This window comes from Blastococcus sp. SYSU DS1024, assembly GCF_054050795.1.
In genome coordinates this window covers 88,948-110,134 of the sequence record NZ_JBJHAA010000012.1, presented here as the reverse complement: position 1 = coordinate 110,134, position 21,187 = coordinate 88,948, and the positions used below count along the sequence as shown (strand labels likewise).

Genomic DNA, 21,187 nt, shown 5'->3' with positions numbered 1-21,187 from the left:
GAGGACGCTGGACGTGAGCGACCAGGGCAACGGCTCGCAGGGTCAGCTGTTCAGCGACGCCGCCGTCGGGGCGCCGCAGTACGACCAGGTCGACACCGACCTGGTCGGTTACCGCGGCCCGACCGCCTGTGCCGCTGCCGGCATCACCTACCGCCAGCTGGACTACTGGGCCCGCACCGGCCTGGTCTCCCCGTCGGTGCGCAGCGCCACCGGGTCGGGGACCCAGCGGCTGTACTCCTTCCGCGACATCCTGGTGCTCAAGGTCGTCAAGCGGCTGCTCGACACCGGCGTCTCGCTGCAGAACATCCGCAAGGCCGTCGACCACCTGCGCCAGCGCGGGGTGAAGGAGCTGGCCAACGTCACGCTGTTCTCCGACGGTGCGACGGTGTACGAGTGCACCTCCGCGGAGGAGGTCGTCGACCTGCTGGCCGGCGGTCAGGGCGTCTTCGGGATCGCCGTCTCCGGTGCGCTGCGGGAGCTCTCCGGTGAGCTGGCGGAGCTGCCGGCCGAGCGGATCGACGGCGGCCAGGTCGTGCCGACCGACGACGAGCTCTCGATGCGCCGCCGGCGCCGGGCCGCCACCGCCTAGATCGCCGGTGCGCGGTTCCGAGGCCCGGAACTGCGCATCAGCGCACAGCCTTGCCGGGCCGGGCGTCCGGTCGGGAAACGGTCTGCCGCTGGTAGCGTCGCGGCAGTGACCGACTGCGCTGCCGGTGCCGTGGACGAGCCGTCGGGGGAGACCCTCGCGCCGCTCGCCGGGCCGCTGCCCGCCCTGACCGCCCTGGACGTCGCTGGTTCGTTCGCCGGCCGCCACATCGGGCCACGCCCGGGCGACACCGCCGCGATGCTCGAGGTCGTCGGGCACCCGTCACTGGAGTCGCTGGTCGACGCCTGCGTGCCCGAGGGGGTGCGCGACCGTGAACCGCTCGCTCTCCCGCCGGCCGAGGACGAGGCCGCGGTGCTGGGCCTGCTGCGCGAGCGGGCGGCGGCCAACGAGGTCTTCACCTCGATGATCGGCCTGGGGTACCACGGCACGGTCACCCCGCCGGTGATCCAGCGGACGGTGCTGGAGAACCCTGCCTGGTACACCGCCTACACGCCGTACCAGCCGGAGATCAGCCAGGGGCGGCTGGAGGCGCTGATCAACTTCCAGACGACGGTCGCCGACCTCACCGGCCTGCCGGTCGCCGGCGCCTCGATGCTCGACGAGGCCACCGCCGCGGCCGAGGCGATGACCCTGGTCCGCCGCGCCGGCCGCGCGAAGGCCGACGCGGTGTTCGTGGTCGACGCCGACACGCTGCCGCAGACCCTGGGCGTGCTGCGGACCCGTGCCGAGCCGCTGGGCATCCGGCTGCACGTCACCGACCTGTCGGACGGCTGGCCCACGGATCTCCCCGAGGCGGGGGCGTTCGGCGTGCTGCTGTCCTATCCGGGGGCCAGCGGCGCGGTCCGCGACCACCGGGCGCTCGCCGCGGCCGCGCACGAGGCGGGGGCCGCGGTGGTCGTCGCCGCCGACCTGCTCGCGCTGACGCTGCTGGAGGCGCCGGGGGAGTGGGGGGCCGACGTCGCCTGCGGGACGACCCAGCGCTTCGGCGTCCCGATGGGCTACGGGGGCCCGCACGCCGGCTACCTGTCGGTGCGCGAGGGCCTGGCCCGGCAGCTGCCCGGCCGCCTGGTGGGCGTCTCGGTGGACGCCGACGGCGACGTCGCCTACCGGCTCGCGCTGCAGACCCGCGAGCAGCACATCCGCCGTGAGAAGGCGACCAGCAACATCTGCACCGCCCAGGTGCTGCTGGCCGTGATGGCCGGCGCGTACGCGGTCTACCACGGCCCCGAGGGGCTGGCCGCGATCGCGGCGCGGGTGCACCGCAGCGCCACCGTGCTGGCCGGCTGGCTGACCGCCGGCGGCCTGCGCCTGGTGCACGAGTCCTTCTTCGACACCGTCTGCGTCTCCGTGCCCGGCCGGGCGGCGGAGGTGGTCGCGGCCGCCGCGCAGCGCCGGATCAACCTGCGCCTGGTCGACGCGGACACGGTCGCCGTCGCCTGCGACGAGACGACGACGCCGGCGACCCTGCGCGACGTCGCCGCGGCGTTCGGCGTGCCCGCGGACGACGCGGGCCTGGCCGACGACGGCATCGACGCGCTGCCGCCGCAGCTGCGTCGCCGGACGCCGTTCCTCACCCACCCGGTCTTCTCCACGCACCGCTCGGAGACCGCGATGCTGCGGTACCTGCGCCGGCTCAGCGACAAGGACCTGGCGCTGGACCGCACGATGATCCCGCTGGGCTCGTGCACGATGAAGCTCAACGCCGCCACCGAGATGGCCGCGATCACCTGGCCGGAGTTCGCGAACCTGCACCCGTTCGTGCCTGCCGACCAGGCCCGCGGCTACGCCCGGCTGATCGAGGAGCTGTGCGCCGGCCTGGCCGAGGTCACCGGGTACGCCGCGGTGAGCGTGCAGCCGAACGCCGGGTCGCAGGGCGAGTTCGCCGGGCTGCTGGCCATCCGCGGTTACCACCGCAGCCGGGGCGAGGAGCTGCGCGACGTCTGCCTGATCCCCAGCTCGGCGCACGGCACGAACGCGGCCAGCGCCGTGATGGCGGGCATGCGGGTGGTCGTGGTGGCCTGCGACGAGGCGGGCAACGTGGACCTGGCCGATCTGCGGGCCAAGCTGGACCAGCACGCCGAGCGGCTGGCGGCGATCATGATCACCTACCCCTCGACCCACGGCGTCTTCGAGACCGAGATCCGGGAGATCTGCGCCGCCGTGCACGACGCCGGCGGCCAGGTCTACGTCGACGGCGCGAACCTCAACGCCATGGTGGGGCTCGCGCGGCCCGGTCGGTTCGGCTCCGACGTCAGCCACCTGAACCTGCACAAGACCTTCTGCATCCCGCACGGCGGCGGCGGCCCCGGCGTCGGGCCCATCGGCGTCCGCGAGCACCTGGTGCCGTTCCTGCCCGGGCACCCGGTGGTGGACACCGGCACCTCCGGTCCGGTCGTCTCCGCCGCCCCCTGGGGCTCGGCGGACATCCTCCCGATCTCCTGGGCCTACATGCGGCTGATGGGCCCGGACGGCCTGACCCGGGCGACCCAGCACGCGATCCTGGCCGCCAACTACCTGGCGGCCCGGCTGCGCGAGCACTACCCGGTGCTCTACACCGGGAGGAACGGGCTGGTGGCCCACGAGTGCATCCTCGACATCCGCCCGCTGACCAAGGCCACCGGCGTCACCAACGACGACATCGCCAAGCGGCTGATCGACTTCGGCTTCCACGCGCCGACGATGAGCTTCCCCGTCGCCGGCACGCTCATGGTCGAGCCCACCGAGAGCGAGGACAAGGCGGAGCTGGACCGGTTCGTCGACGCGATGGTGCACATCCGCGGAGAGATCGAGAAGGTCGCCACCGGCGAGTACGACCGGGAGGACAACCCGCTGCGCAACGCCCCGCACACCCTCCAGATGGTCGCGGGGGAGTGGGGCCGGCCGTACCCGCGCAGCGAGGCGGTGTTCCCGGTGCCGGCGCTGCGGGGCCGCGGCTACCTCAGCCCGGTGCGCCGCATCGACCAGGCCTACGGTGACCGGAACCTGGTCTGCTCGTGCCCGCCGCCGGAGGCGTTCGCCGAGCCGGAGCCGCGGGAGGTGCCCGGCGCCGCGCCCGGCCGGGGCCAGGGGGCGCCCGACGACCTGGGGACCACCGCCGACGTCGTGGGCGCCGCCCGCTGAGACGCCGAGCCCCCCGCCGGACGGGCGGGGGCTCGGGTGGTGCCGCGGGGCGCGCGAGGGCGGGCGGCCCGCTATGCGCCCACGAGCTCCGGCGCCAGCCAGACGTGGTGGTCGGGAACGGCCTGGCCGTCGGGCAGCAGCTCGCCGTCGTCGTCGAACAGGACGACGCCGTTGCAGAGCAGCCGCCACCCCTGCTCGGGGTGGCTGCGCACGACGGCGGCGAGGTCGCGCGCCTCGCTGGCGGGCTCGGGGCACGGGGTGCGGTGGGTGCACATGGGAGCTCACATCCGTTCGCCGGGGAAGCCGGCAGTCACTGGCGGTACTCGTCCGATCACCGGACACTGACAGTGTCGGCACGTCGGTGGCCCCAGGTCACGTGAGGCACGTCACAACCTCACCCGTCCGGGTGGGCACTTCCTGCCATGGCGGTTGCCGGGTGCGGGTGGGTGCGCCGGTGCCGGCGGCGTGACGGGTGGTCAGAGCTTGCGGAGCAGGACCCGGCGGACCGAGTGGTCGGCGGACTTCTGCAGCACCAGGCGGGCGCGGGACCGCGTGGGCGCGATGTTGTCCCGCAGGTTCGGGCCGTTCACCGCCGACCAGATGCCCAGGGCGGTCTCCCGCGCCTGGTCGTCGGTGAGATCGGCGAAGCGGTGGAAGTAGGCGGTGGCGTCGCGGAACGCCGTCCGGCGCAACGCCAGGAACCGCTCGACGTACCAGCGCTGGATGTCGGCCTCGGCGGCGTCGACGTAGACGGAGAAGTCGAAGAAGTCCGACAGGAAGATGTCCGGTGCGGAACCGTCCGTGCGGCGTCCGGCCTGCAGCACGTTGAGCCCCTCGAGCACGAGGATGTCCGGTCGGTCGACCGCCTGCACCCGCCCGGGCACGATGTCGTAGGACTGGTGGTCGTACACCGGCGCGAACACCTCCTCGCGGCCGGACTTCACGTCGGCCAGGAAGCGCAGCAGCGCCCGGCGGTCGTAGCTCTCCGGGAACCCCTTGCGACCGAGCAGGCCCCGCTCCTGCAGGACCGCGTTGGGGAGGAGGAAGCCGTCGGTGGTCACGAGGTCGACCCGGGGGGCGCCGGGCGTGGCGGCGAGCAGCGTCTGCAGCAACCGGGCGGTGGTGCTCTTGCCGACGGCGACGCTGCCGGCGACGGCGATGACGAACGGCACCTTGGCGGTGGTGTCGCCGAGGAACTCGCTCTGCGCGGCCCACAGCCGGCGGCTGGCCGTCACGTGCAGGCTCAGCAGCCGGGCCAGCGGCAGGTAGACGGTGGCCACCTCGTCCAGGTCGATGCGGTCACCCAGCGAGGCCAGGTCCTCCAGCTCGGCCGCGTCCAGCGGCAGGCTCGAGCCCGCCGCGAGCGCCCGCCACGAGTCGCGGTCGAACACCGCATAGGGCGAGATGGAGCCTCGAGTCCCAGCCGTCACGCGCCCCATCGTGCCGCCCGCCCCGGAGGCGGCGTGCGCGCGGGTCACCCGGGCGGGTGCCCGGGGGCCGGCAGGGGCCCGCCGGCCCGGGCTCGGTCTAGTGTTCTCGCGTGCCCACCCGTCCGGGAGTGCTCGAGTGCATCGAGCGCTACTTCGCCGTCGCGCCCCAGCGGGAGGCGCGGATCGAGGCCGCCGGGGCGCTGGAGGTCCCGCTCGCCGATCCCGCCTGGCCCTACCCGGCCCGCCCGCGCCGTGACGCCGGCGAGGTGACCGTCGAGGACGTGCGCGCCGCGATCGCGCTGCAGCAGGCCGCGGGCGTGCCGGCGGCGCTGGAGTGGATCCCGGAGTGCTCGCCGGAGGTCGTCGTCGCCGTCCGCGCCGCCGGGATGACCGTCGAGGAACTGCCGCTGCTCGTGGCTGCCGACCCCGTCGACGTCGTCCTCCCGACCGGGGTCCGGCTCTTCCTCGTCGGTGCCGACGACCCCGAGCTGGCGCACTACCAGCACGTCGCCGCGCTCGCGTTCGCCCATCCCGGCGGCGCCGCCGAGGTGCCGGAGGTGCCACTGGAGTCGTCGGCGGAGGCGCAGCGGCGTACCGACGTCCTGCGCGAGCGGATCGCCGACGGTCGGACGGTGATGATGGTCGCCATCGACCACGGCCAGCCGGTCGCGGTCGGCTCCCACCAGCCCGTCGACGTCGACGGCACCGAGGTCAGCGAGATCGTCGGGGTGGCGACGGTGCCGCGGTTGCGCGGCCGCGGGCTGGGCGCCGGCGTCGCCTCGGCGCTGGCCGCGCACGCCCGGGAGACGGCGGAGCTGGTCTTCCTGGCCGCCGGTGACGACGACGTGGCCCGAGTGTACGAGCGCATCGGGTTCGCCCGCGTCGCGACCACGGCCGTGGCCGAGCTGCCGCAGGACTGAGGCCCTCGGCTCACGAGTCGCGCGCCGAGGGCAGCCGGGCCGCCGCGGCGTCCAGGGCGGCGCGGGCTTCGTCGTAGCCCACCGACGCCGGTACCTCGCTGAGCAGGACCACCACCTTCCGCCCGATCACCCCGACCGAGTGCAGGTGGCGGTTGCCGTCGACGCAGCACATCCAGCCCTGCTTGACCGCCGGGCGCCCGGGGACGGTCCCGAAGATGCCGAACTCCTGGTCGAAGCCGTCGGCCGCCGTGGGTGTGGCCAGCCGCATCCACGCCAGCAACGCCGACGCGTCGGCAGGGTGGGCGAGCGTGGGGAGCAGCGACAGGAACCGGGCCAGGTCGCGTGCGCTGGTCAGCGTCTGGCCCCACTGCCCGGGCACCGCTGGGGGGCTGGTGGCGGTCAGGCCGTACCGCTCGGCGACGTCCACCACCATCCGCGGCCCGCCGTAGCGCACCCACAGCTGCGAGGCGGCGGGATCGTCGGACCGCCGGATCATCGCCTGCAGCAGGGCGAAGTCCTCGCGGTCCAGCGCGAGGCGACCCGCCCGCGCGCGGTGCAGGATGTCGGCGGCCATGAAGAGCTTCACCATCGACGCCCCGGGGATCGGGCGCTGCGCCACCTCCCCGTTGTCCGCGCGGTGGGCGGCCACCCTGGCCGCGGCCGCCTCGGCCGAGCGGGGGGAGCGGTCGCCCGGTAGCTCCGGCTGCCGTGCCACCGCCACGGCGAGCGTCCCCCCGGGCACCCCGTAGGCGTCGACCACGGCGGAGACGACCTCCTCCGGCGACGCCCCCCGCGCCCCGGCGGGGGCCGGGGCGAGCACGGCGGCCACGAGCGCGGCGACCAGGAGCGCCGGGAACACGCTGACCAGGAGCCCGGCGCGGGGGAAGCGGTGCGCACGCGGCAGGCCGGTCGCGCCCGGGTGGCCGGAGGACGTCGTCGACATGCGGGTGCGGTACCCACCGGGCGACGGTCGTTCAACGTTCGACCACCTGGTGGTGGTGCGTCCTCGCGGTGCGGAGGTACCCGGGTGCGGACCGGTCAGCTCTGCTCGTAGGTGACGACCAGAGTGGCCCGTGCGAGCGTGTGGAAGAAGAGGTTGAACCCGAGCACCGCCGGGGTGGTGTCACCGTCGACGTCCAGCTGGTCGGTGTCGACGGCGTGCACCACCACGAAGTAGCGGTGCGGCCCGTGCCCGGCCGGGGGAGCCGCACCCACGTACCCGGCGAAGCCGCCGTCGTTGCGCAGCTGCACCGCGCCGTCGGGGAGCTGCGGGGCGTCCTTGTCGCCGGCGCCCGAGGGCAGCTCCGTCACCGACGCCGGGATGTTCGCCACCGCCCAGTGCCAGAAACCGCTGGCCGTCGGCGCATCGGGGTCGAAGACGGTGACGGCGAAGCTGCGGGTGCCGTCGGGGAAGCCCGACCACGACAGCTGGGGGGAGCGGTCCTCGCCGCCGGCGCCCATGACACCGCTGACGTGGGGCATCGGCATCGTCTGCCCGTCGGACACGTCGCTGCTGGTCACGGTGAAGCCCGGCACCTGCGGCAGGAAGTCGTAGGGGTTGGGCGGGGTGGGCCGGTCGGCCATGGTGGTCCTCTCCCTCGGTAGCGGTGCGACGGCTGGCGGGTCCGCCGGAGCGTCCCCCCGTCGGACCCTAGGCAGCCACGCCTCGCGGCGCCCGTCGGACCGGTGCCGGCACGCAGCCGTCGTCGTCCCGACACGTGCGCGACGCCGGTCGCCGGTAGCGTCGCCGGCGTGTCCACCTCACGATCGGTCGGTCTCCCGGATGGCGTCCGGGCCTGCCTGTTCGACCTCGACGGGGTCCTCACCCGGACCGCGACGGTGCACATGGCGGCCTGGAAGCGGACCTTCGACGACTTCCTGCGGGCGCGTGACCCCGCGGCCCCCGAGTTCACGCAGGACGACTACAACCGGTACGTCGACGGCAAGCCCCGCGCCGACGGGGTCCGCGACTTCCTCGCCAGCCGCGGCATCGTCCTGCCCGAGGGCGAGCGGGGAGACGCCTGGGACGTGGCGACCGTGCAGGGAGTGGCCGGGCGGAAGAACGAACTGATCCTCGCGGAGCTGGCCGAGCACGGTGTCGAGGTGTACGAGGGATCGGTGCGCTACCTGCGCGCGGTGAAGGAGGCGGGCCTGGTCACCGCGGTGGTCACCGCCTCGGCCAACGGCGAGCAGGTGGTCGCCGCCGGCGGGTTCGCCGACCTGATCGACACCCGGATCGACGGCGTCGTCGCGCGGGAGCGGGGGCTTCCGGGCAAGCCGGCCCCGGACACCTTCCTCGCCGCTGCCCGCGCCCTCGAGGTCCCCCCGGAGGAGGCCGTCGTGTTCGAGGACGCCCTGGCGGGGGTGGCCGCCGGCCGGGCGGGTGGGTTCGGCTACGTCGTCGGCGTCGACCGCGTCGGGCACGCCGACGGCCTCCGCGCCGCCGGGGCGCACGTGGTCGTCGCCGACCTCGCCGAGCTGCTGGAGCGGACGTGAGCCCACGCGGAGGCGCGGCACCGGTCAGGACGGCGGCGAGCGCCGGTGAGGAGCAGAAGTGACGGAGGGGCGGGGAGTCTTCCCGGTCGAACCGTGGGCGCTCACCGAGGTCGGGCTGGACCACGACAGCCTCGGGGTGCACGAGTCGGTGTTCGCCCTGGCGAACGGGCACCTGGGGCTGCGCGGTTCGCTAGAGGAGGGCGAGCCGGTCGTCGTCCCGGGCACCTACCTCAACGGCTTCTTCGAGGAGCGGCCGCTGCCCTACGCCGAGGCCGGCTACGGCTTCCCGGAGATGGGGCAGACCGTGGTCAACGTGACCGACGGCAAGCTGATCCGGCTCCTGGTGAAGGACTCGCCACTGGACCTGAACTACGGCGAGATCATCGACCACCGGCGCACCCTCGACCTGCGCGCCGGGGTCCTCCGCCGGTCGACCGAGTGGCGTGCGCCCAGCGGCCGGACCGTGCGGATCACCAGCACCCGCCTGGTCTCCCTGGTCCGGCGCTCGATCGCCGCCATCGAGTACCAGGTGGAGGTCACCGACGACCTCGGCGACCTCTACGTCGCGCTGCAGTCCGACCTGCTGGCCAACGAGGAGGGCCCGTCCCACGGCGACGGCGATCCGCGCGCAGCCGCGGCCCTCGCCCACCCGCTGGAGTGCGAGCTCGCCGCCGCTCGCGGCCGCCGGGCCGTGCTGGTCCACCGCACCCGCCGCAGCCGGCTGCGCATGGCCGCCGGCATGGACCACCTCATCGAGGTGCCCGACAGCTGCACCGAGGACGTCGAGGCCGTCGGGGACCTGGCCCGGTACACCCTGGCCGCCCGCATCCCGCCCGGCGGGTCGCTGAAGCTGGTCAAGTTCCTCGCCTACGGCTGGTCGTCGCGCCGCTCCAGCGCCGCGCTGCGCGACCAGGTGGAGGGAGCGCTGGCGACGGCCAAGCTCGGCGGCTTCGAACGCCTCCTGCGGGAGCAGCGCGAACTGCTGGCGCAGCACTGGGACGAGGCCGACGTCGAGATCGAGGGGGACGACGAGCTGCAGCAGGCGGTGCGGGTGGGCATGTTCCACGTCCTGCAGGCCGGGCTGCGCGGCGAGCGGCAGGCCATCCCCGCCAAGGGGCTCACCGGCCCGGGCTACGACGGGCACACGTTCTGGGACACCGAGACCTACGTGCTGCCCGTGCTCACCTACACCGCGCCGCACGCGGCCCGGGATGCGCTCATCTGGCGGCACACCACGCTCGGACTCGCCCGGGAACGGGCCCGGGTGCTCGGTCTGCGCGGGGCCGCGTTCCCGTGGCGGACGATCCGGGGCGAGGAGACCTCGGGCTACTGGCCGGCCGGCACGGCGGCCTTCCACATCAACGCCGACATCGCCGACGCCGTCGTCCGGTACCACCACGCGACCCTCGACGACGCGTTCGACCGGGACTACGGCACCGAGCTGCTCGTCGAGACCGCCCGGCTCTGGGCGTCGCTGGGGCACTTCGACGCCGAGCACGGTTTCCGGATCGACGGGGTGACCGGGCCGGACGAGTACACCGCCGTCGTGGACAACAACGTCTACACGAACCTCATGGCGCAGCGGAACCTGCGTGAGGCCGCCGCCGCGGTGCGCCGGCAGCCGGCGGTGGCCGACCAGCTCTCGGTGACCGACGAGGAGGTGGCGGAGTGGCTGCGGGCGGCGTCGTTGATGGCGGTGCCCTACGACACCCAGCGCGGCGTCCACATGCAGTCCGACGGGTTCACCCACCACGAGGAGTGGAACTTCCCGGCCACGCCGCAGGAGCACTACCCGCTGCTGCTGCACTACCCCTACTTCGAGCTGTACCGGAAGCAGGTGGTCAAGCAGGCGGACCTGGTGATGGCCCTGCACCTGCGGGGTGACGCGTTCACCCTCGAGGAGAAGATCGCGGACTTCGCCTACTACGAGCCGCGCACCACCCGCGACTCGTCGCTGTCGGCCACCCAGCAGGCCGTCGTCGCCGCCGAGACCGGACACCTGGAGCTCGCCCACCAGTACTGGGCCGAGGCGGCGCTCACCGACATCCAGAACCTGCACCACAACTCCGGCCACGGGCTGCACATCGCCTCGCTCGCGGGTGGATGGACCGTCGCGGTCGCCGGGTTCGGCGGGCTGCGCGACCACGGCGGCCAGCTCTCCTTCGCGCCACGGCTGCCGGAGGGGATCACCCGGCTGCGGTTCCGCGTCGTCTACCGCGGCCGCAAGCTCACCGTCACGGTGGAGCGCGAGCGGGCCACCTACCGGCTGGTCGACGGGGACCCGCTGGAGATCAGGCACCACGGGCGGCAGATCCGCATCGACCACGACGACGTGGTGCTCGAGCTCCCGCCCGCCCCCGAGGTCGCCCCGGTGCACCAGCCGCCGGGCTGCGAGCCACGCCGCCGCGCGCGCGGCTGACGGCACCGCACGCCGCCGATCCCGATCGAGCCTGCGCTGCACCCGGTTCGACCGTTATCCCCAACACAGCACCGGTTGACACCGTGGTTCAGCCGAGCAGCCACCTCGCGCCCACGACGAGAGCACCGACGTCGACGAGCAGGAAGACGCCCACCCAGACGACCGCGGGCAACGGGGTCAGCCGGGCGAGCTGGTCGGCGTCGGAGTCCGGTGCACCGCGCCGGCGCCGGGCACGCTGGAGCTCGAGCACGGCGCGGGGCGCGGCCAGCAGGAGGAACCACGTGGCGACCGCCGCGAACGCCGCCTGGCCCGCCGGCGGCAGCCACCACGTCGCGGCGAAGACGATCGCGCCGGTGACGAGCACCGACCACAGCCCGAACCAGTTGCGGATCTGGACCAGCAGCAGGGCCAGCAGCAGGAGGAGCGCCCAGAGCAGCCCGACGGCGTGCCCGGTGGAGAGCAGGGCGGCCGCGCCGAGCCCGAAGAGGGCCGGCCCGGTGTAGCCGGCGGCGCAGGTGAGGACCATGCCCAGCCCCGTGGGCCGACCCGCGGAGACGGTCAGGCCGGAGGTGTCCGAGTGGAGCCGGATGCCGGCGAGCCGCCGTCCGGCCGCCAGGGCCACCAGGCCGTGGGCGCCCTCGTGGGCGATCGTCACCACGTTGCGGGCGGGCCGCCAGAGGGCGGGGGAGAGCACGAGCAGCGCAGCGACCGCGGCGGTGGCGAGCAGCACGGTCGTCGAGAGGTCCGGGACCGTCGCCGTCACGCGGGCCCAGAAGCGGGCGAGGACCTCCACGCCCGGGAGTCAACCGCACGGACCTGCCGGAGCCGGGGGAGCGGCCGAGGTGTCGGGCGAGGCAGGGCTCACACCGCCACGGGGGACCCGTCGGCCCCGCTCCCGGGCGATGCTGGGTGCATGACGACGACCACCGCCGTCACCCGGGACGACCTCCCGGTGACGGTGTCCTTCACGCGGCGCGCCGACCCGGCGCACGCGCGCGAGATGACGGCGTGGATCCGCGCCGGTCTCAGCATGGCGGAGAGCTTCCCCGGCTTCCTCGGTGGCGGCTGGGTCCGCTCCCGGCGTGACGCCGACGAGTGGCACATGCTCGCCCGGTTCGCCGACCAGCCCGCGCTGGCCGCCTGGGAGGCATCCTCGGAACGCCAGTGGTGGCTGCGGTCCGCCCAGGGCCTGGCCGAGGTCACCCGCACCGAGCGGCGCACCGGCATCGAGGGCTGGTTCGACTCGCCGGTCGCGGAGGAGGTGCGTCCCGCACCGGCGCCGGCTGCCCCACCGCGGTGGAAGCAGGCGGTGACCATCTGGCTGGTCTTCTTCCCGGTGAACCTGCTGGCCACCGTGACGCTGGGAGCGGCGCTGGCGGAGGCCCACGTGGTGCTGCGGGTGCTCGTCGTGACCCTCGCGCTCACGCCGGTCATGACCTACCTGCTGCTGCCCTGGATCACCGCCCGGCTGCAGTGGTGGCTGCAGGGCCGGCGCTGGCGGGAGCGGTAGGGGCTGCGCGCCGTCACGAGCCGTCAGTTGCCCGGCTTGACCGCCTTGCCGCGTTCCTGCTCGGCCTCGTCGGCCTCGTAGGCGCCGGGGACCGCCCGCGCACCGCCGTCGTCGCCCGTACCCGGCGTCAAGGGCCGATCGGTGAGGTTCGCCGGCCCGGGGGAGGGGGTGCCACCCGGCTCGCGCTGCTCGTCGGTGTCGGGTCGTTCCTCGGTCACGGCATCCTCCAGGGCTCGGCAGCACGGTCCGCGGACGCCTACCCCGACGCGGGCCCCGGGGAACCCGGCCCGAACGGTCAGGAATCGAGAAGCCCGGGTCCCGGGGCCGTCGCTCGCGTGCTGGGTGCGGGCAGCTCGCTCGCCGCGACGACCAGGAGGGAGCCGGGCCATGGCCACGCTGTCCACGGAGGAGCGCGCGGCGCTCAAGCAGCGCGCGGCAGAGGTGAAGAACGACCGTCGGCGCGGGACCGGCGAGGGGAAGGCCGCCGCCGACGCGCAGGACGTGCTGGACAAGATCGCCGAGATGCCGGCGCCCGACCGTGCGCTCGCCGAGCGGGTGCACGTCGTCGTCACCGCAGCCGTGCCGGAGGTGGCTCCGAAGCTCTGGTACGGCATGCCTGCGTACGCCCGGGGCGGGAAGGTGGTGTGCTTCTTCCGCAGCGGGCAGATGGACGGCACGCGGTACTCGGTGTTCGGCTTCAACGACACCGCGACGCTCGATGACGGCGGCATGTGGCCGACCTCCTGGGCGCTGACCGCGCTGGACGAGGCCGCCGAGGCGGAGATCACCGCGCTCGTGAAGCGGGCCGTGGGCTGATCGTCGCCGGCGGCGAGGCTCAGAGCAGCCCGGCGTCGTGCACCACGAGCGCGACCTGGACCCGGTTGGCCACCTTCAGCTTGGTCAGCAGCCGGGAGACGTGCGCCTTGACCGTCGCCACGCTCATGTAGAGCTCGGCGGCGATGTCGGCGTTGGAGAGCCCCCTCCCGACCGCCAGCGCCACCTCGTGCTCCCGCTCGCTCAGCCGGCCCAGCAGCGCACGGGCGCGGTCCCCGGCGTGGGGGGGGGGGGGGGGGGGGGGGGGGGGGGGGGGGGGGGGGCCCGGGGGGGGGGGGGGGGGGGCCCCCCCCCCGCGACGTGGGCCATCAGCTGCCGGGTCACGGTGGGGGAGAGCATCGGCTCGCCGTCGGCGACGCGGCGGACGGCGTCGACGATCGCCGCCGGCGGCGTGTCCTTGAGCAGGAACCCGCTGGCGCCCGCCCGCAGCGCGCGCAGCACGTGGTCGTCGGCGTCGAAGGTGGTCAGCACGATCACGTGCGGACCCCCGCCACGGGCCTGCAGCTGCTCGGTGGCGGTCAGCCCGTCCACGCGGGGCATCCGGATGTCCATGAGGACGACGTCGGCGGCGGCCGCCGCGACCGCGGCCGGCACCTCGTCGCCGTCGGCCGCCTCGCCGACCAGCCGCAGGCCCGGGGCGCCGCCCAGGACCATCGCCAGCGCCGCGCGCACCAGCGGATCGTCGTCCACGACGAGCACCCGGACGTCGGGGGCCCCGTCGGTCACGCGACACCCGCCGGCGTCGGCCAGGGGAGCCGGGCGCACAGGCGGAACCCGCCCTCGGGCGTCCAGCCGTGCTCGAGGGTGCCCCCGGCCAGGCTGACGCGCTCGAGCAGGCCGACCAGCCCCGTGCCGCTGCCCGGGAGCGGTGGTGCCTCCCCGCCCACGCTCAGCGGGTTGCCCACCTCCACGGTGAGCCCGTCCGCCGGGGAGCCGTCGACGAGGACGTCGGCGACGGCGCCGGGTGCGTGCTTGCGGACGTTGGTCAGGCCCTCCTGCACCACGCGGTAGGCGGCGCGCCCGGCCGCCGCGGGGACCGCCGCGAGGTCGGGGACCCGGTACCGCGCTCGCACCCGCAGACCCGCCCGCCGGCACTCCTCGACCAGCGCCGGGAGGTCACCCAGCGTCGGCTGGGGGCGTTCCACCGCTCCGGGCTCGGCCTCCTCGCGCAGGACCCCGATCACCTCGCGCAGGTCCTCCAGGGCCTGTCGGGCACTGGCGCGGACCACCCCGGCCGCGCCCGCACGAACATGCCCCAGGCGATGGCGGCGGCGGTCACGACGACGCACAGCGCCGTGAACACCGGCCAGGGGATCTCCGGGTCGGGGCGCAGCCGCACGTAGACCGACAGCGCGGCGAAGTTCGCCGCGGCGACGACCACCACGGTCTGCCAGGTGCGGTGGACGGCCACGGTGAACAGGCCGGTCAGGACCGCGATGGCCGCCATGTCGGAGAACGTCCCGATCGCGGCGAGGACCAGCGCGACGCCGACGGGCCACCGGCGCCGGCCCCACAGCAGCAGGCAGGCCAGCGTCCCTGCGACCAGGTCGGCGAGCAGGAGCGCGTCCGGGGGCGGGTCCCGGCGGTTCGCGGCCTCGGCGAGGAAGATCAGCCCCAGGCCCAGCGAGAGCAGGAACAGCGAGATGTCGACGACCCAGTCGCGCACCGAGCGTCGTACCCGGCGGTGCGACGGCGCGGTCCCCGTGCTGGAGGAGAGGGAGTCGGCGAGGAGGAGGGCCGGCACCAGTGACGGGTGGTCCACGCCGGGGGGCCGCATCCCCTCCCGGTCGGTCACCGCGCTCACGGCGTCAGGCTACGGGCGGAAAGGCCCGTCGCGGCACCGACGAAGGTCGACGTCCCGCTCGCCGGGGGCAGACCTAGGTCGGGGGATCGCCGACCGGCGGCCGATGCCGGTGGGACGGCCCGGGCGACAGGGTGAACCGGTGATCGAGATCCAGCACCTGACCCGGAGGTACGGCACGCAGCTGGCCGTCTCCGACGTGTCCTTCAGCTGCCCACCCGGCACCGTCACCGGGTTCCTCGGCCCCAACGGGGCGGGCAAGAGCACCACGCTGCGCGCGCTGTGCGGGCTGGCCGAGCCCACCGCCGGCTCCGCCACCATCGCCGGCCGCCGCTACCGGGAGCTGCCCAACGCCGGGCGGCACGTCGGGGTCCTGCTCGACGCCGGAGCGCAGCACTCCGGGCGGACCGGGCGCGAGGTGCTCACCCTCTCGGCCATGGTCCTCGGCGTGCCGCGGTCCCGGGTCGGCGAGGTGCTGGAGCTGGTCGGGCTCGCCGGGCCGGCGGCCGGAAAGCGGGTGGGGAAGTACTCGCTGGGCATGCGGCAGCGGTTGGGGCTGGCCGGGGCGCTGTGGGCGACCCGCAGGTCCTGGTGCTCGACGAGCCGGCCAACGGGCTCGACCCGGAGGGCATCTTCTGGATGCGCGGGCTGCTGCGCGGGTTCGCCGACCGCGGCGGCACGGTGCTGCTCTCCTCGCACCTGCTGCGCGAGGTGGAGGCGGTCGCCGACCGGCTGGTGGTCATCGCCGGTGGCCGGCTGGTCGCCTCGGGGACCAAGGAGGAGCTGCTGGCCGGTGCGGGCACCGTCGTCCGGGCTCGCGAACGGGGGGCGCTCCAGCAGGCCCTCGCCTCGTCGGGGATCGACGTCGACCCGGCCGAGGACGGCGCTCTCCTGGCCGGCGCCGACCCCGAGGCCGTCGGCCTGGCGGCCGCCCGCGCCGGGGTCCCCCTCCTGGAGCTGCGGCCGGCCTCCGGCGCGGGGCTCGAAGAGCTCTTCCGCTCGCTCACCCACGCCGGCGAGCCCGCCGGCGCCGTCTCGACCCCCGCCCCGGTGCAGGAGGCCCACCCGTGACCACCACCGCTCCCGCTCCCGCCGTGCCGGCCGTCGACGTGCCGGCCCCGTCGCTGCCCACGCTGGTCGCCGTCGAGCTGCGCAAGGCCACGGACACCCGCGCCGGTGCCTGGCTCCTCGTGGGCATCGTGGCCCTGGCCCTCGCCGTCCCCGCCCTGATCCTGTTCTTCGGGGAGGCGCCGGAGAAGACGTTCACCGAGTACCTGGGCGCCGCCCACCTGCCGGTGGCCGTCCTGCTGCCGGTCGTCGGCATCCTGCTGGTCACCGGCGAGTGGTCGCAGCGCACCGCCCTGACCACCTTCGCACTGGTGCCGCAGCGCTCCCGCGTGCTGGTCGCCAAGATGGGGGCGGCGGTCCTGCTGGCGGTCCTCGGCGTGCTGGCCGGCGTTGCGGCCGCGGCCCTCGCCGCAGCGCTCACCCCGGTGCTCACGGACGACCCGACCTCGTGGTCGCTCGGGGCGGACCAGGTGGTCCAGGTGCTCCTGGTGCAGGTGCTCAACGTCCTCGTCGGGCGTCGCGTTCGGCCTGCTCCTGCTCAGCTCGCCGCTGGCGATCGTCCTCTACTTCGCCCTGCCGACGGCGTTCACCGTGCTGGTGACCACGGTGGGGGCGCTGGACTGGGTGCGTGACTGGCTGGACCTGTCGACGACCACGGGCCCCATGTACGTGGGCGAGCTCGACGGGCAGGGCTGGCTGCAGGTCGGCACCTCGGCGGTGCTGTGGCTGCTCGCGCCCCTGGTGGCCGGGTGGCTCCGCGTGCTGCGCAGCGAGATCGCCTGATGCACCGGTGCCGGGGGCGCTGCTCGGCAGCACCCCCGGCGTGCCGGTCGCGGCGACCACGGGGGGACACGTGGCTCGGATGGTGGAGCGGGTCCTGCGCGGTCAGCTCTCGCGGGTGAGCAGCCAGCGGGCGAACGCCGCATCCTCGTGCAGCTCCGTCCGCCAGCGCACCGACAGCCGGAAGGCCCCCGGCGGCACGACCAGCAGCGGGCTCGCGTCGGTGGCGGCGTCGTCGGCCAGCTCGCCGGAGTCCGGGGTCGGGCCGGGGGACTCGGGCAGGAGGAACGCGCCGTCCTCACCCGTTCCGTCCAGCGCCGCGCTGATGAAGGCCAGCCGGCCGCTGGGGACGGACACCACGTCGCCGACCTGGTCACCGGCCTCGGGGAAGCCCAGCGCGGCGTCCAGGGTGCCCCGGTAGTCGCTCGCGGCCGCCTGGACGACGGCGATGCTGCCGTCGTCGGCGCGGAACACCTCCAGCCAGCCCTCGTCGCCGACCTCGGGATCGGTCAGTACCAGCGCCGCGGTGCTCCCACCCAGCCGGACACCGGTCAGCTGGTAGTCCAGCTGCGGCGCCAGCGCCTCGTAACCCTGCTCGCTGAGGCCGCGCCAGTGCGGCAGCAGGTCGCTGTCGAGGGCGAGGAAGGGTTCGCCGTCGGTCCAGCAGCGGCCGACGTGGGTCCAGGTGCGAGGCATGGCCCGATCATCGTCCTCGTGCGCGCGTGCGGCCGCCGCTACGGTTCGGCAGATGTCGGCGCACAGGCTGGACCGGGACGAGGCGCGCGCGATCGCCGTGCGCGCCCAGCTGCTGGACGGCCGCCGCCCCGAGAGCCTGCTGGCGACGGTCCGGCACCTGACGCTGCTCCAGGTCGACCCCACAGCGGCGGTCGCGCCCAGCGCCGACCTGGTGGCCTGGAGCCGGCTCGGGAGCGGGTATCACCCGGAGCAGCTGACCCGGGCGCTCGAGGACCGCAGCCTCGTGGAGCACAACGCGCTGATCCGGCCGATGGAGGACATCGCGCTGCTGCTGGCCGGCATGGCCCGTTGGCCCAGCCGGGAGGCGCCGCGTGCGTGGCTCCGCGCCAACGAGTCGTTCCGGCGCGACGTCGTCGAGCGATTGCGCTCGTCGGGGCCGCTGCTCTCCCGGGAGATCCCCGACACGAGCTCGGTGCCGTGGGCCTCCACGGGGTGGACCCACGACCGCAACGTCACCCAGATGCTCGAGTTCCTCATGATGCGCGGCGAGGTCGCGATCGCGGGGCGGCGCGGCCGGCAGCGCCTGTGGGACGTCGCGGACCGGGTCTACCCGGCGGGGACGCCCGTCGTCCCGGAGGGCGAGGCCCGGCGCATCCGGGCCGAACGGCGGCTGCGGGCCCTGGGCATCGCACGCGGGAAGGGCGCCTCGGTGCCGGGTGAGCCGGTGGACGTCGGGGACGCGGGGGAGCCGGCCGTGGTGGAGGGGGTCCCGGGCGCGTGGCGGGTCGACCCCGAGGCCGTCGGGCGCCCGTTCCGGGGCCGCACCGCGCTGCTCTCCCCGTTCGACCGCCTCGTGCACGACCGGGTGCGCACGCAGGAGATCTTCGGCTTCGAGTACGTGCTGGAGATGTACAAGCCGAAGGCCCGTCGGCGCTGGGGCTACTTCGCCCTCCCGGTCCTGCACCACGACCGGCTCGTCGGGAAGCTGGACGTGGTCGCCGAGCGGTCGGCAGGGCGGCTCGTGGTGAACGAGCTCCACGAGGACGTCACGCTCACCCCTGCGGTCAGGGACGCGGTGCGGGCCGAGATCGAGGCGCTCGCCGGCTGGCTCGGGTTGGCCGTGGCCGCTCGCGGCTCCTGAGGTCAGGCGCCGTCGGCCGCGACGATCTCCTGCAACGCCCGGACGTGACCCCGGTAGGCGCGGCTGCCCTCGGTGGTCAACGCCAGCCACAGCCGGCTCCGAGCATCGCGGACAGCCTTTTCCTGTGTGACGTAACCAGCGTCGGCGAGCTGCCCCAGGTGCTTGCTGAGTGCGGACTTCGAGAGCCCCAGCTTCTCCTGCAGCACGGCGAACTCGACCTTCTGGGCCGCGCTGAGCATCGCGCAGATCCGTAGCCGGTGCGGAGCGTGGATCACCTCGTCGAAGGCCGGGGCGTCAGCGCTCATGCCCGTACTCGCGGACGTAGCGGTACCCGGTGACGAGGACGGCGCCGGCGACGACCGCGGCGCCGGGGAACCAGATCCACCAGGCGTCCGTGAACGCCTCCACCAGCCAGCAGGCCACGAAGGTGCCCAGGACGACGGTCAGGTACGCGACCATGTCGCGCAGCTTCACCGAGGCGCCGGACACCCCCTCCGGGTTGAACCAGTACCGGTGGGCGAGCAGGGCGCTGACGACCACGAGGGGGATCACGAGGGCGGCGGTCTTCGGAGGCAGCAGCTGCGCCAGGGCGACCCCGGCGACGACGGTGGCCATCACGACGAAGAACCACCGGGGGATGGGCGGGTATCGGACGGCTTCCTCGTCCTTCGCCAGCTGGGCGAGGGTGTCCCGGGCCTCCTGGGGCGACGGCGTCCGACCATTCGGTGTTTCCATATAGGAAACAATAGGGCAGAGTTTCCTTGATGGCAACACCGGCTCCTGCGTCGACCCGCGTCAGCATCAGGCGTAGCGGCGGCCCGCCATCGACTCGGTCCGCCTCGGTCATGACACTGGACCGGTGGCGAGGGCGGTGGACGTGCACGAGGCGAAGACGCACCTGCCCCGGCTGCTGGAGGCGGTCGAGGCGGGGGAGGACGTCGTCATCGCCCGCGCTGGCACGCCGGTTGCCCGCCTGGTCCGCGGCCGGCGTGCGCACCGATCGGCACGCACCGGGCTTTCTGCGGGGGCGGATGTGGATCGCGGACGACTTCGACGAGGCACCCGAGGCGGTGCTCGCCGCATGCCGTGGCGACGGCGGACCGTGACGCTGCGGCTCGACACCCACGTCCTGCTGTGGTCGCTGCCCGACGACCCGCGGCTCACCGCGACCATGCGCGAGGCCGGACTACGGCGCGATGGTGCTCGGGTAGTGGCCGTCGTGCCGACTAGTTGACATAACGTCGATTATCGGCGCGATAGAAGCCAGCTGCGAGAGGGGTCGGCGAGCCGGCGCAGCCGCCCCGGTCGGCCGATGTGGTGGCGCGTCCGCCGCTGGGTGTCGCTGCCGTATCGCCCGAGTCCAGGACCGGCGGCCAGAGGCCGGCGCGGCGAAGTCGGTGCACCGGCGGCACTGCGGTGGATCCTGGAATCGGTCGGTCGGCCGCCTGTGCGGGCCGGCGCTCGGTGCCACCTCGAGTCCGTCCGGCTCCCCCGATGTTGATCTTGCCGATGTTGATCTTGCACGCGGGTCGCGCTCTGCCCGCCGGGTGCTCCGGCGACGCGTCGACAGCCCGACGTTCGATCACCCCCCCCACCACCCTCCCCGTCCGCTGACACCACCGATATTGCGTCACTGTGACGTATTGACTGTGGTGTCGGTGGGTTCGACAGGCGGCCGACGGTCGGGCTTCGTAGGGTCGGGCACATGAGAATCCGACGACCGTTCGCCGCACTGATGACTTCGCTGGCGCTGTTCGGCGGAGCAGCGACGCTGACGGGGTGCGGGGATCCGGCCGGGCTGGATCGCAATGACGGCACCACCGACGAGGTGGTCGAGACGGTCGACCCCGAGGACGCCGACCGCGAGAACCTGCCGGACGTCAGCAACCCGGAGACCGACCAGAACACCGACGACGACACGCAGGACCCTGACTGAGGCCGGTCAGCTGGAGCGTTCGGTGACCCAGAGCCGGTCCAGCCGACCCGTCGAGTGGACCAGGTCGGCCAGGGAGCGCTCCAGCTCGGCCTTCGTCGGCCGCTCCTGCAGCAGCGTCTGCACGTCCTCCAGGGCGCAGCGCAGCTGGAACAGCCGGTCCTGCAGACCGTCCAGCTCCGCCCGCGACACGAGCACGACGTCGCCGGGCAACCCTGCCTTCGCCGTCGCCGAGCGCTGCTCGTAGGCGCGCTGGCGGCAGGCCTGGCCGCAGTACAGCCGTGGCCGCCCGACCGACCCCTGCTGCGGTAGCACCCGGCGGCACCAGCCGCACCGGCGCTCCTCGCCGCTCCCCCGGCTGGGGAGTGGTGCGACAGGGAGGGGTGCGGTGCTGCCGGACGCGTGTTGCTGTGCCACGCCTGCGCACGGTAG

General features: G+C 74.5%; 27 protein-coding genes and 1 pseudogene. 14 read left to right on the top strand and 14 right to left on the bottom strand.

Going from position 1 to position 21,187, the window contains the following annotated elements; translation table 11 throughout:
- Positions 1 to 13 precede the first annotated feature (13 nt).
- A complete protein-coding gene (locus tag ACI79S_RS12885) occupies positions 14 to 589 on the top strand; it encodes a MerR family transcriptional regulator (protein ID WP_456593831.1) in 576 nt (191 codons plus the stop codon).
- A gap of 105 nt (positions 590 to 694) precedes the next feature.
- Positions 695 to 3,727: an aminomethyl-transferring glycine dehydrogenase gene (gene gcvP / locus ACI79S_RS12880; protein ID WP_456593830.1), complete on the top strand. Its 3,033-nt coding sequence runs from the start codon at positions 695 to 697 to the stop codon at positions 3,725 to 3,727.
- Between the two features lie 71 nt (positions 3,728 to 3,798).
- Here gcvP and ACI79S_RS12875 read toward each other — a convergent pair whose 3' ends face one another.
- Both ACI79S_RS12875 and coaA read right to left on the bottom strand, forming a co-directional pair.
- Positions 3,799 to 4,002 (bottom strand): DUF5999 family protein, encoded by a 204-nt coding sequence (locus tag ACI79S_RS12875; RefSeq protein WP_456593829.1) that lies wholly within the window; start codon positions 4,000 to 4,002, stop codon positions 3,799 to 3,801.
- Positions 4,003 to 4,203: 201 nt separating this feature from the next.
- Entirely contained in the window at positions 4,204 to 5,166 is a 963-nt protein-coding gene (gene coaA, locus ACI79S_RS12870; protein WP_456593861.1) for a type I pantothenate kinase, read from the bottom strand.
- A 101-nt stretch (positions 5,167 to 5,267) separates the two neighbouring features.
- Here coaA and ACI79S_RS12865 point away from each other — a divergent pair, with 101 nt between their 5' ends.
- Positions 5,268 to 6,077, top strand: a complete 810-nt coding sequence (locus tag ACI79S_RS12865) for a GNAT family N-acetyltransferase (RefSeq protein ID WP_456593828.1) — start codon at positions 5,268 to 5,270, stop codon at positions 6,075 to 6,077.
- Positions 6,078 to 6,087: 10 nt separating this feature from the next.
- Here the strand turns inward: ACI79S_RS12865 and ACI79S_RS12860 are convergent, their stop codons facing one another.
- Both ACI79S_RS12860 and ACI79S_RS12855 read right to left on the bottom strand, forming a co-directional pair.
- The gene (locus ACI79S_RS12860) at positions 6,088 to 7,020 is read right to left on the bottom strand and encodes a serine hydrolase (protein ID WP_456593827.1); all 933 of its coding nucleotides are present in this window, start codon (positions 7,018 to 7,020) and stop codon (positions 6,088 to 6,090) included.
- A gap of 95 nt (positions 7,021 to 7,115) precedes the next feature.
- Positions 7,116 to 7,661, bottom strand: a complete 546-nt coding sequence (locus tag ACI79S_RS12855; RefSeq protein WP_456593826.1) for a YbhB/YbcL family Raf kinase inhibitor-like protein — start codon at positions 7,659 to 7,661, stop codon at positions 7,116 to 7,118.
- A 168-nt stretch (positions 7,662 to 7,829) separates the two neighbouring features.
- Here ACI79S_RS12855 and ACI79S_RS12850 point away from each other — a divergent pair, with 168 nt between their 5' ends.
- Both ACI79S_RS12850 and ACI79S_RS12845 read left to right on the top strand, forming a co-directional pair.
- Positions 7,830 to 8,573: an HAD family hydrolase gene (locus tag ACI79S_RS12850; protein ID WP_456593825.1), complete on the top strand. Its 744-nt coding sequence runs from the start codon at positions 7,830 to 7,832 to the stop codon at positions 8,571 to 8,573.
- A gap of 58 nt (positions 8,574 to 8,631) precedes the next feature.
- A complete protein-coding gene (locus ACI79S_RS12845) occupies positions 8,632 to 10,992 on the top strand; it encodes a glycoside hydrolase family 65 protein (protein ID WP_456593824.1) in 2,361 nt (786 codons plus the stop codon).
- 88 nt (positions 10,993 to 11,080) lie between these two features.
- Here the strand turns inward: ACI79S_RS12845 and ACI79S_RS12840 are convergent, their stop codons facing one another.
- The gene (locus tag ACI79S_RS12840; RefSeq protein ID WP_456593823.1) at positions 11,081 to 11,785 is read right to left on the bottom strand and encodes a M50 family metallopeptidase; all 705 of its coding nucleotides are present in this window, start codon (positions 11,783 to 11,785) and stop codon (positions 11,081 to 11,083) included.
- Positions 11,786 to 11,905: 120 nt separating this feature from the next.
- Between ACI79S_RS12840 and ACI79S_RS12835 the strand changes: the two genes are divergently transcribed.
- Complete coding sequence (locus tag ACI79S_RS12835; RefSeq protein WP_456593822.1) at positions 11,906 to 12,502, top strand: antibiotic biosynthesis monooxygenase; 597 nt, start codon at positions 11,906 to 11,908, stop codon at positions 12,500 to 12,502.
- A 23-nt stretch (positions 12,503 to 12,525) separates the two neighbouring features.
- Here the strand turns inward: ACI79S_RS12835 and ACI79S_RS12830 are convergent, their stop codons facing one another.
- A complete protein-coding gene (locus ACI79S_RS12830) occupies positions 12,526 to 12,720 on the bottom strand; it encodes a hypothetical protein (protein ID WP_456593821.1) in 195 nt (64 codons plus the stop codon).
- 169 nt (positions 12,721 to 12,889) lie between these two features.
- Between ACI79S_RS12830 and ACI79S_RS12825 the strand changes: the two genes are divergently transcribed.
- Positions 12,890 to 13,318, top strand: a complete 429-nt coding sequence (locus tag ACI79S_RS12825; protein ID WP_456593820.1) for an iron chaperone — start codon at positions 12,890 to 12,892, stop codon at positions 13,316 to 13,318.
- Between the two features lie 19 nt (positions 13,319 to 13,337).
- On the opposite strand, the gene ACI79S_RS12820 is transcribed toward ACI79S_RS12825, so the two are convergent.
- Genes ACI79S_RS12820 through ACI79S_RS12805 form a run of 4 tightly spaced genes read right to left on the bottom strand, consistent with a single transcriptional unit; the run spans position 13,338 to position 15,140 of the window.
- A complete protein-coding gene (locus tag ACI79S_RS12820) occupies positions 13,338 to 13,502 on the bottom strand; it encodes a response regulator transcription factor (protein ID WP_456593819.1) in 165 nt (54 codons plus the stop codon).
- Between the two features lie 17 nt (positions 13,503 to 13,519).
- Entirely contained in the window at positions 13,520 to 14,062 is a 543-nt protein-coding gene (locus ACI79S_RS12815; protein ID WP_456593818.1) for a response regulator, read from the bottom strand.
- Positions 14,059 to 14,520, bottom strand: coding sequence for a sensor histidine kinase (locus ACI79S_RS12810; RefSeq protein ID WP_456593817.1), 462 nt, complete (start codon positions 14,518 to 14,520; stop codon positions 14,059 to 14,061). Before ACI79S_RS12810 ends, ACI79S_RS12815 begins: the two co-directional genes overlap by 4 nt.
- Positions 14,517 to 15,140 (bottom strand): DUF7134 domain-containing protein, encoded by a 624-nt coding sequence (locus tag ACI79S_RS12805; protein ID WP_456593816.1) that lies wholly within the window; start codon positions 15,138 to 15,140, stop codon positions 14,517 to 14,519. The genes ACI79S_RS12810 and ACI79S_RS12805 overlap by 4 nt, the downstream gene beginning before the upstream one ends.
- Before the next feature lie 103 nt (positions 15,141 to 15,243).
- Here ACI79S_RS12805 and ACI79S_RS12800 point away from each other — a divergent pair.
- The 4 genes and pseudogenes from ACI79S_RS12800 to ACI79S_RS12785 all read left to right on the top strand — a co-directional run.
- Positions 15,244 to 15,657, top strand: a pseudogene (locus ACI79S_RS12800) (ATP-binding cassette domain-containing protein); the annotation flags it as partial.
- A gap of 50 nt (positions 15,658 to 15,707) precedes the next feature.
- Positions 15,708 to 16,208, top strand: coding sequence for a hypothetical protein (locus ACI79S_RS12795; protein WP_456593815.1), 501 nt, complete (start codon positions 15,708 to 15,710; stop codon positions 16,206 to 16,208).
- Positions 16,205 to 16,837 carry a hypothetical protein gene (locus ACI79S_RS12790; protein ID WP_456593814.1) on the top strand — a complete coding sequence of 211 codons (633 nt, stop codon included), beginning with the start codon at positions 16,205 to 16,207 and terminating at the stop codon, positions 16,835 to 16,837. Before ACI79S_RS12795 ends, ACI79S_RS12790 begins: the two co-directional genes overlap by 4 nt.
- Positions 16,803 to 16,988 carry a hypothetical protein gene (locus ACI79S_RS12785; RefSeq protein WP_456593813.1) on the top strand — a complete coding sequence of 62 codons (186 nt, stop codon included), beginning with the start codon at positions 16,803 to 16,805 and terminating at the stop codon, positions 16,986 to 16,988. Before ACI79S_RS12790 ends, ACI79S_RS12785 begins: the two co-directional genes overlap by 35 nt.
- A 102-nt stretch (positions 16,989 to 17,090) precedes the next feature.
- Here the strand turns inward: ACI79S_RS12785 and ACI79S_RS12780 are convergent, their stop codons facing one another.
- A complete protein-coding gene (locus tag ACI79S_RS12780) occupies positions 17,091 to 17,681 on the bottom strand; it encodes a hypothetical protein (RefSeq protein ID WP_456593812.1) in 591 nt (196 codons plus the stop codon).
- A gap of 52 nt (positions 17,682 to 17,733) precedes the next feature.
- On the opposite strand from ACI79S_RS12780, the gene ACI79S_RS12775 reads away from it, so the two are divergent.
- Positions 17,734 to 18,822, top strand: coding sequence for a DNA glycosylase AlkZ-like family protein (locus tag ACI79S_RS12775; RefSeq protein ID WP_456593811.1), 1,089 nt, complete (start codon positions 17,734 to 17,736; stop codon positions 18,820 to 18,822).
- Between the two features lie 2 nt (positions 18,823 to 18,824).
- Here ACI79S_RS12775 and ACI79S_RS12770 read toward each other — a convergent pair whose 3' ends face one another.
- Entirely contained in the window at positions 18,825 to 19,127 is a 303-nt protein-coding gene (locus ACI79S_RS12770; protein WP_456593810.1) for a transcriptional regulator, read from the bottom strand.
- Positions 19,117 to 19,557 carry a hypothetical protein gene (locus ACI79S_RS12765; protein ID WP_456593809.1) on the bottom strand — a complete coding sequence of 147 codons (441 nt, stop codon included), beginning with the start codon at positions 19,555 to 19,557 and terminating at the stop codon, positions 19,117 to 19,119. Before ACI79S_RS12765 ends, ACI79S_RS12770 begins: the two co-directional genes overlap by 11 nt.
- Before the next feature lie 136 nt (positions 19,558 to 19,693).
- On the opposite strand from ACI79S_RS12765, the gene ACI79S_RS12760 reads away from it, so the two are divergent.
- Both ACI79S_RS12760 and ACI79S_RS12755 read left to right on the top strand, forming a co-directional pair.
- Positions 19,694 to 20,056 (top strand): type II toxin-antitoxin system prevent-host-death family antitoxin, encoded by a 363-nt coding sequence (locus ACI79S_RS12760; RefSeq protein WP_456593808.1) that lies wholly within the window; start codon positions 19,694 to 19,696, stop codon positions 20,054 to 20,056.
- Positions 20,057 to 20,527: 471 nt separating this feature from the next.
- Positions 20,528 to 20,758: a hypothetical protein gene (locus tag ACI79S_RS12755; RefSeq protein WP_456593807.1), complete on the top strand. Its 231-nt coding sequence runs from the start codon at positions 20,528 to 20,530 to the stop codon at positions 20,756 to 20,758.
- Between the two features lie 6 nt (positions 20,759 to 20,764).
- On the opposite strand, the gene ACI79S_RS12750 is transcribed toward ACI79S_RS12755, so the two are convergent.
- Complete coding sequence (locus tag ACI79S_RS12750; RefSeq protein WP_456593806.1) at positions 20,765 to 21,070, bottom strand: hypothetical protein; 306 nt, start codon at positions 21,068 to 21,070, stop codon at positions 20,765 to 20,767.
- Positions 21,071 to 21,187: the final 117 nt, after the last annotated feature.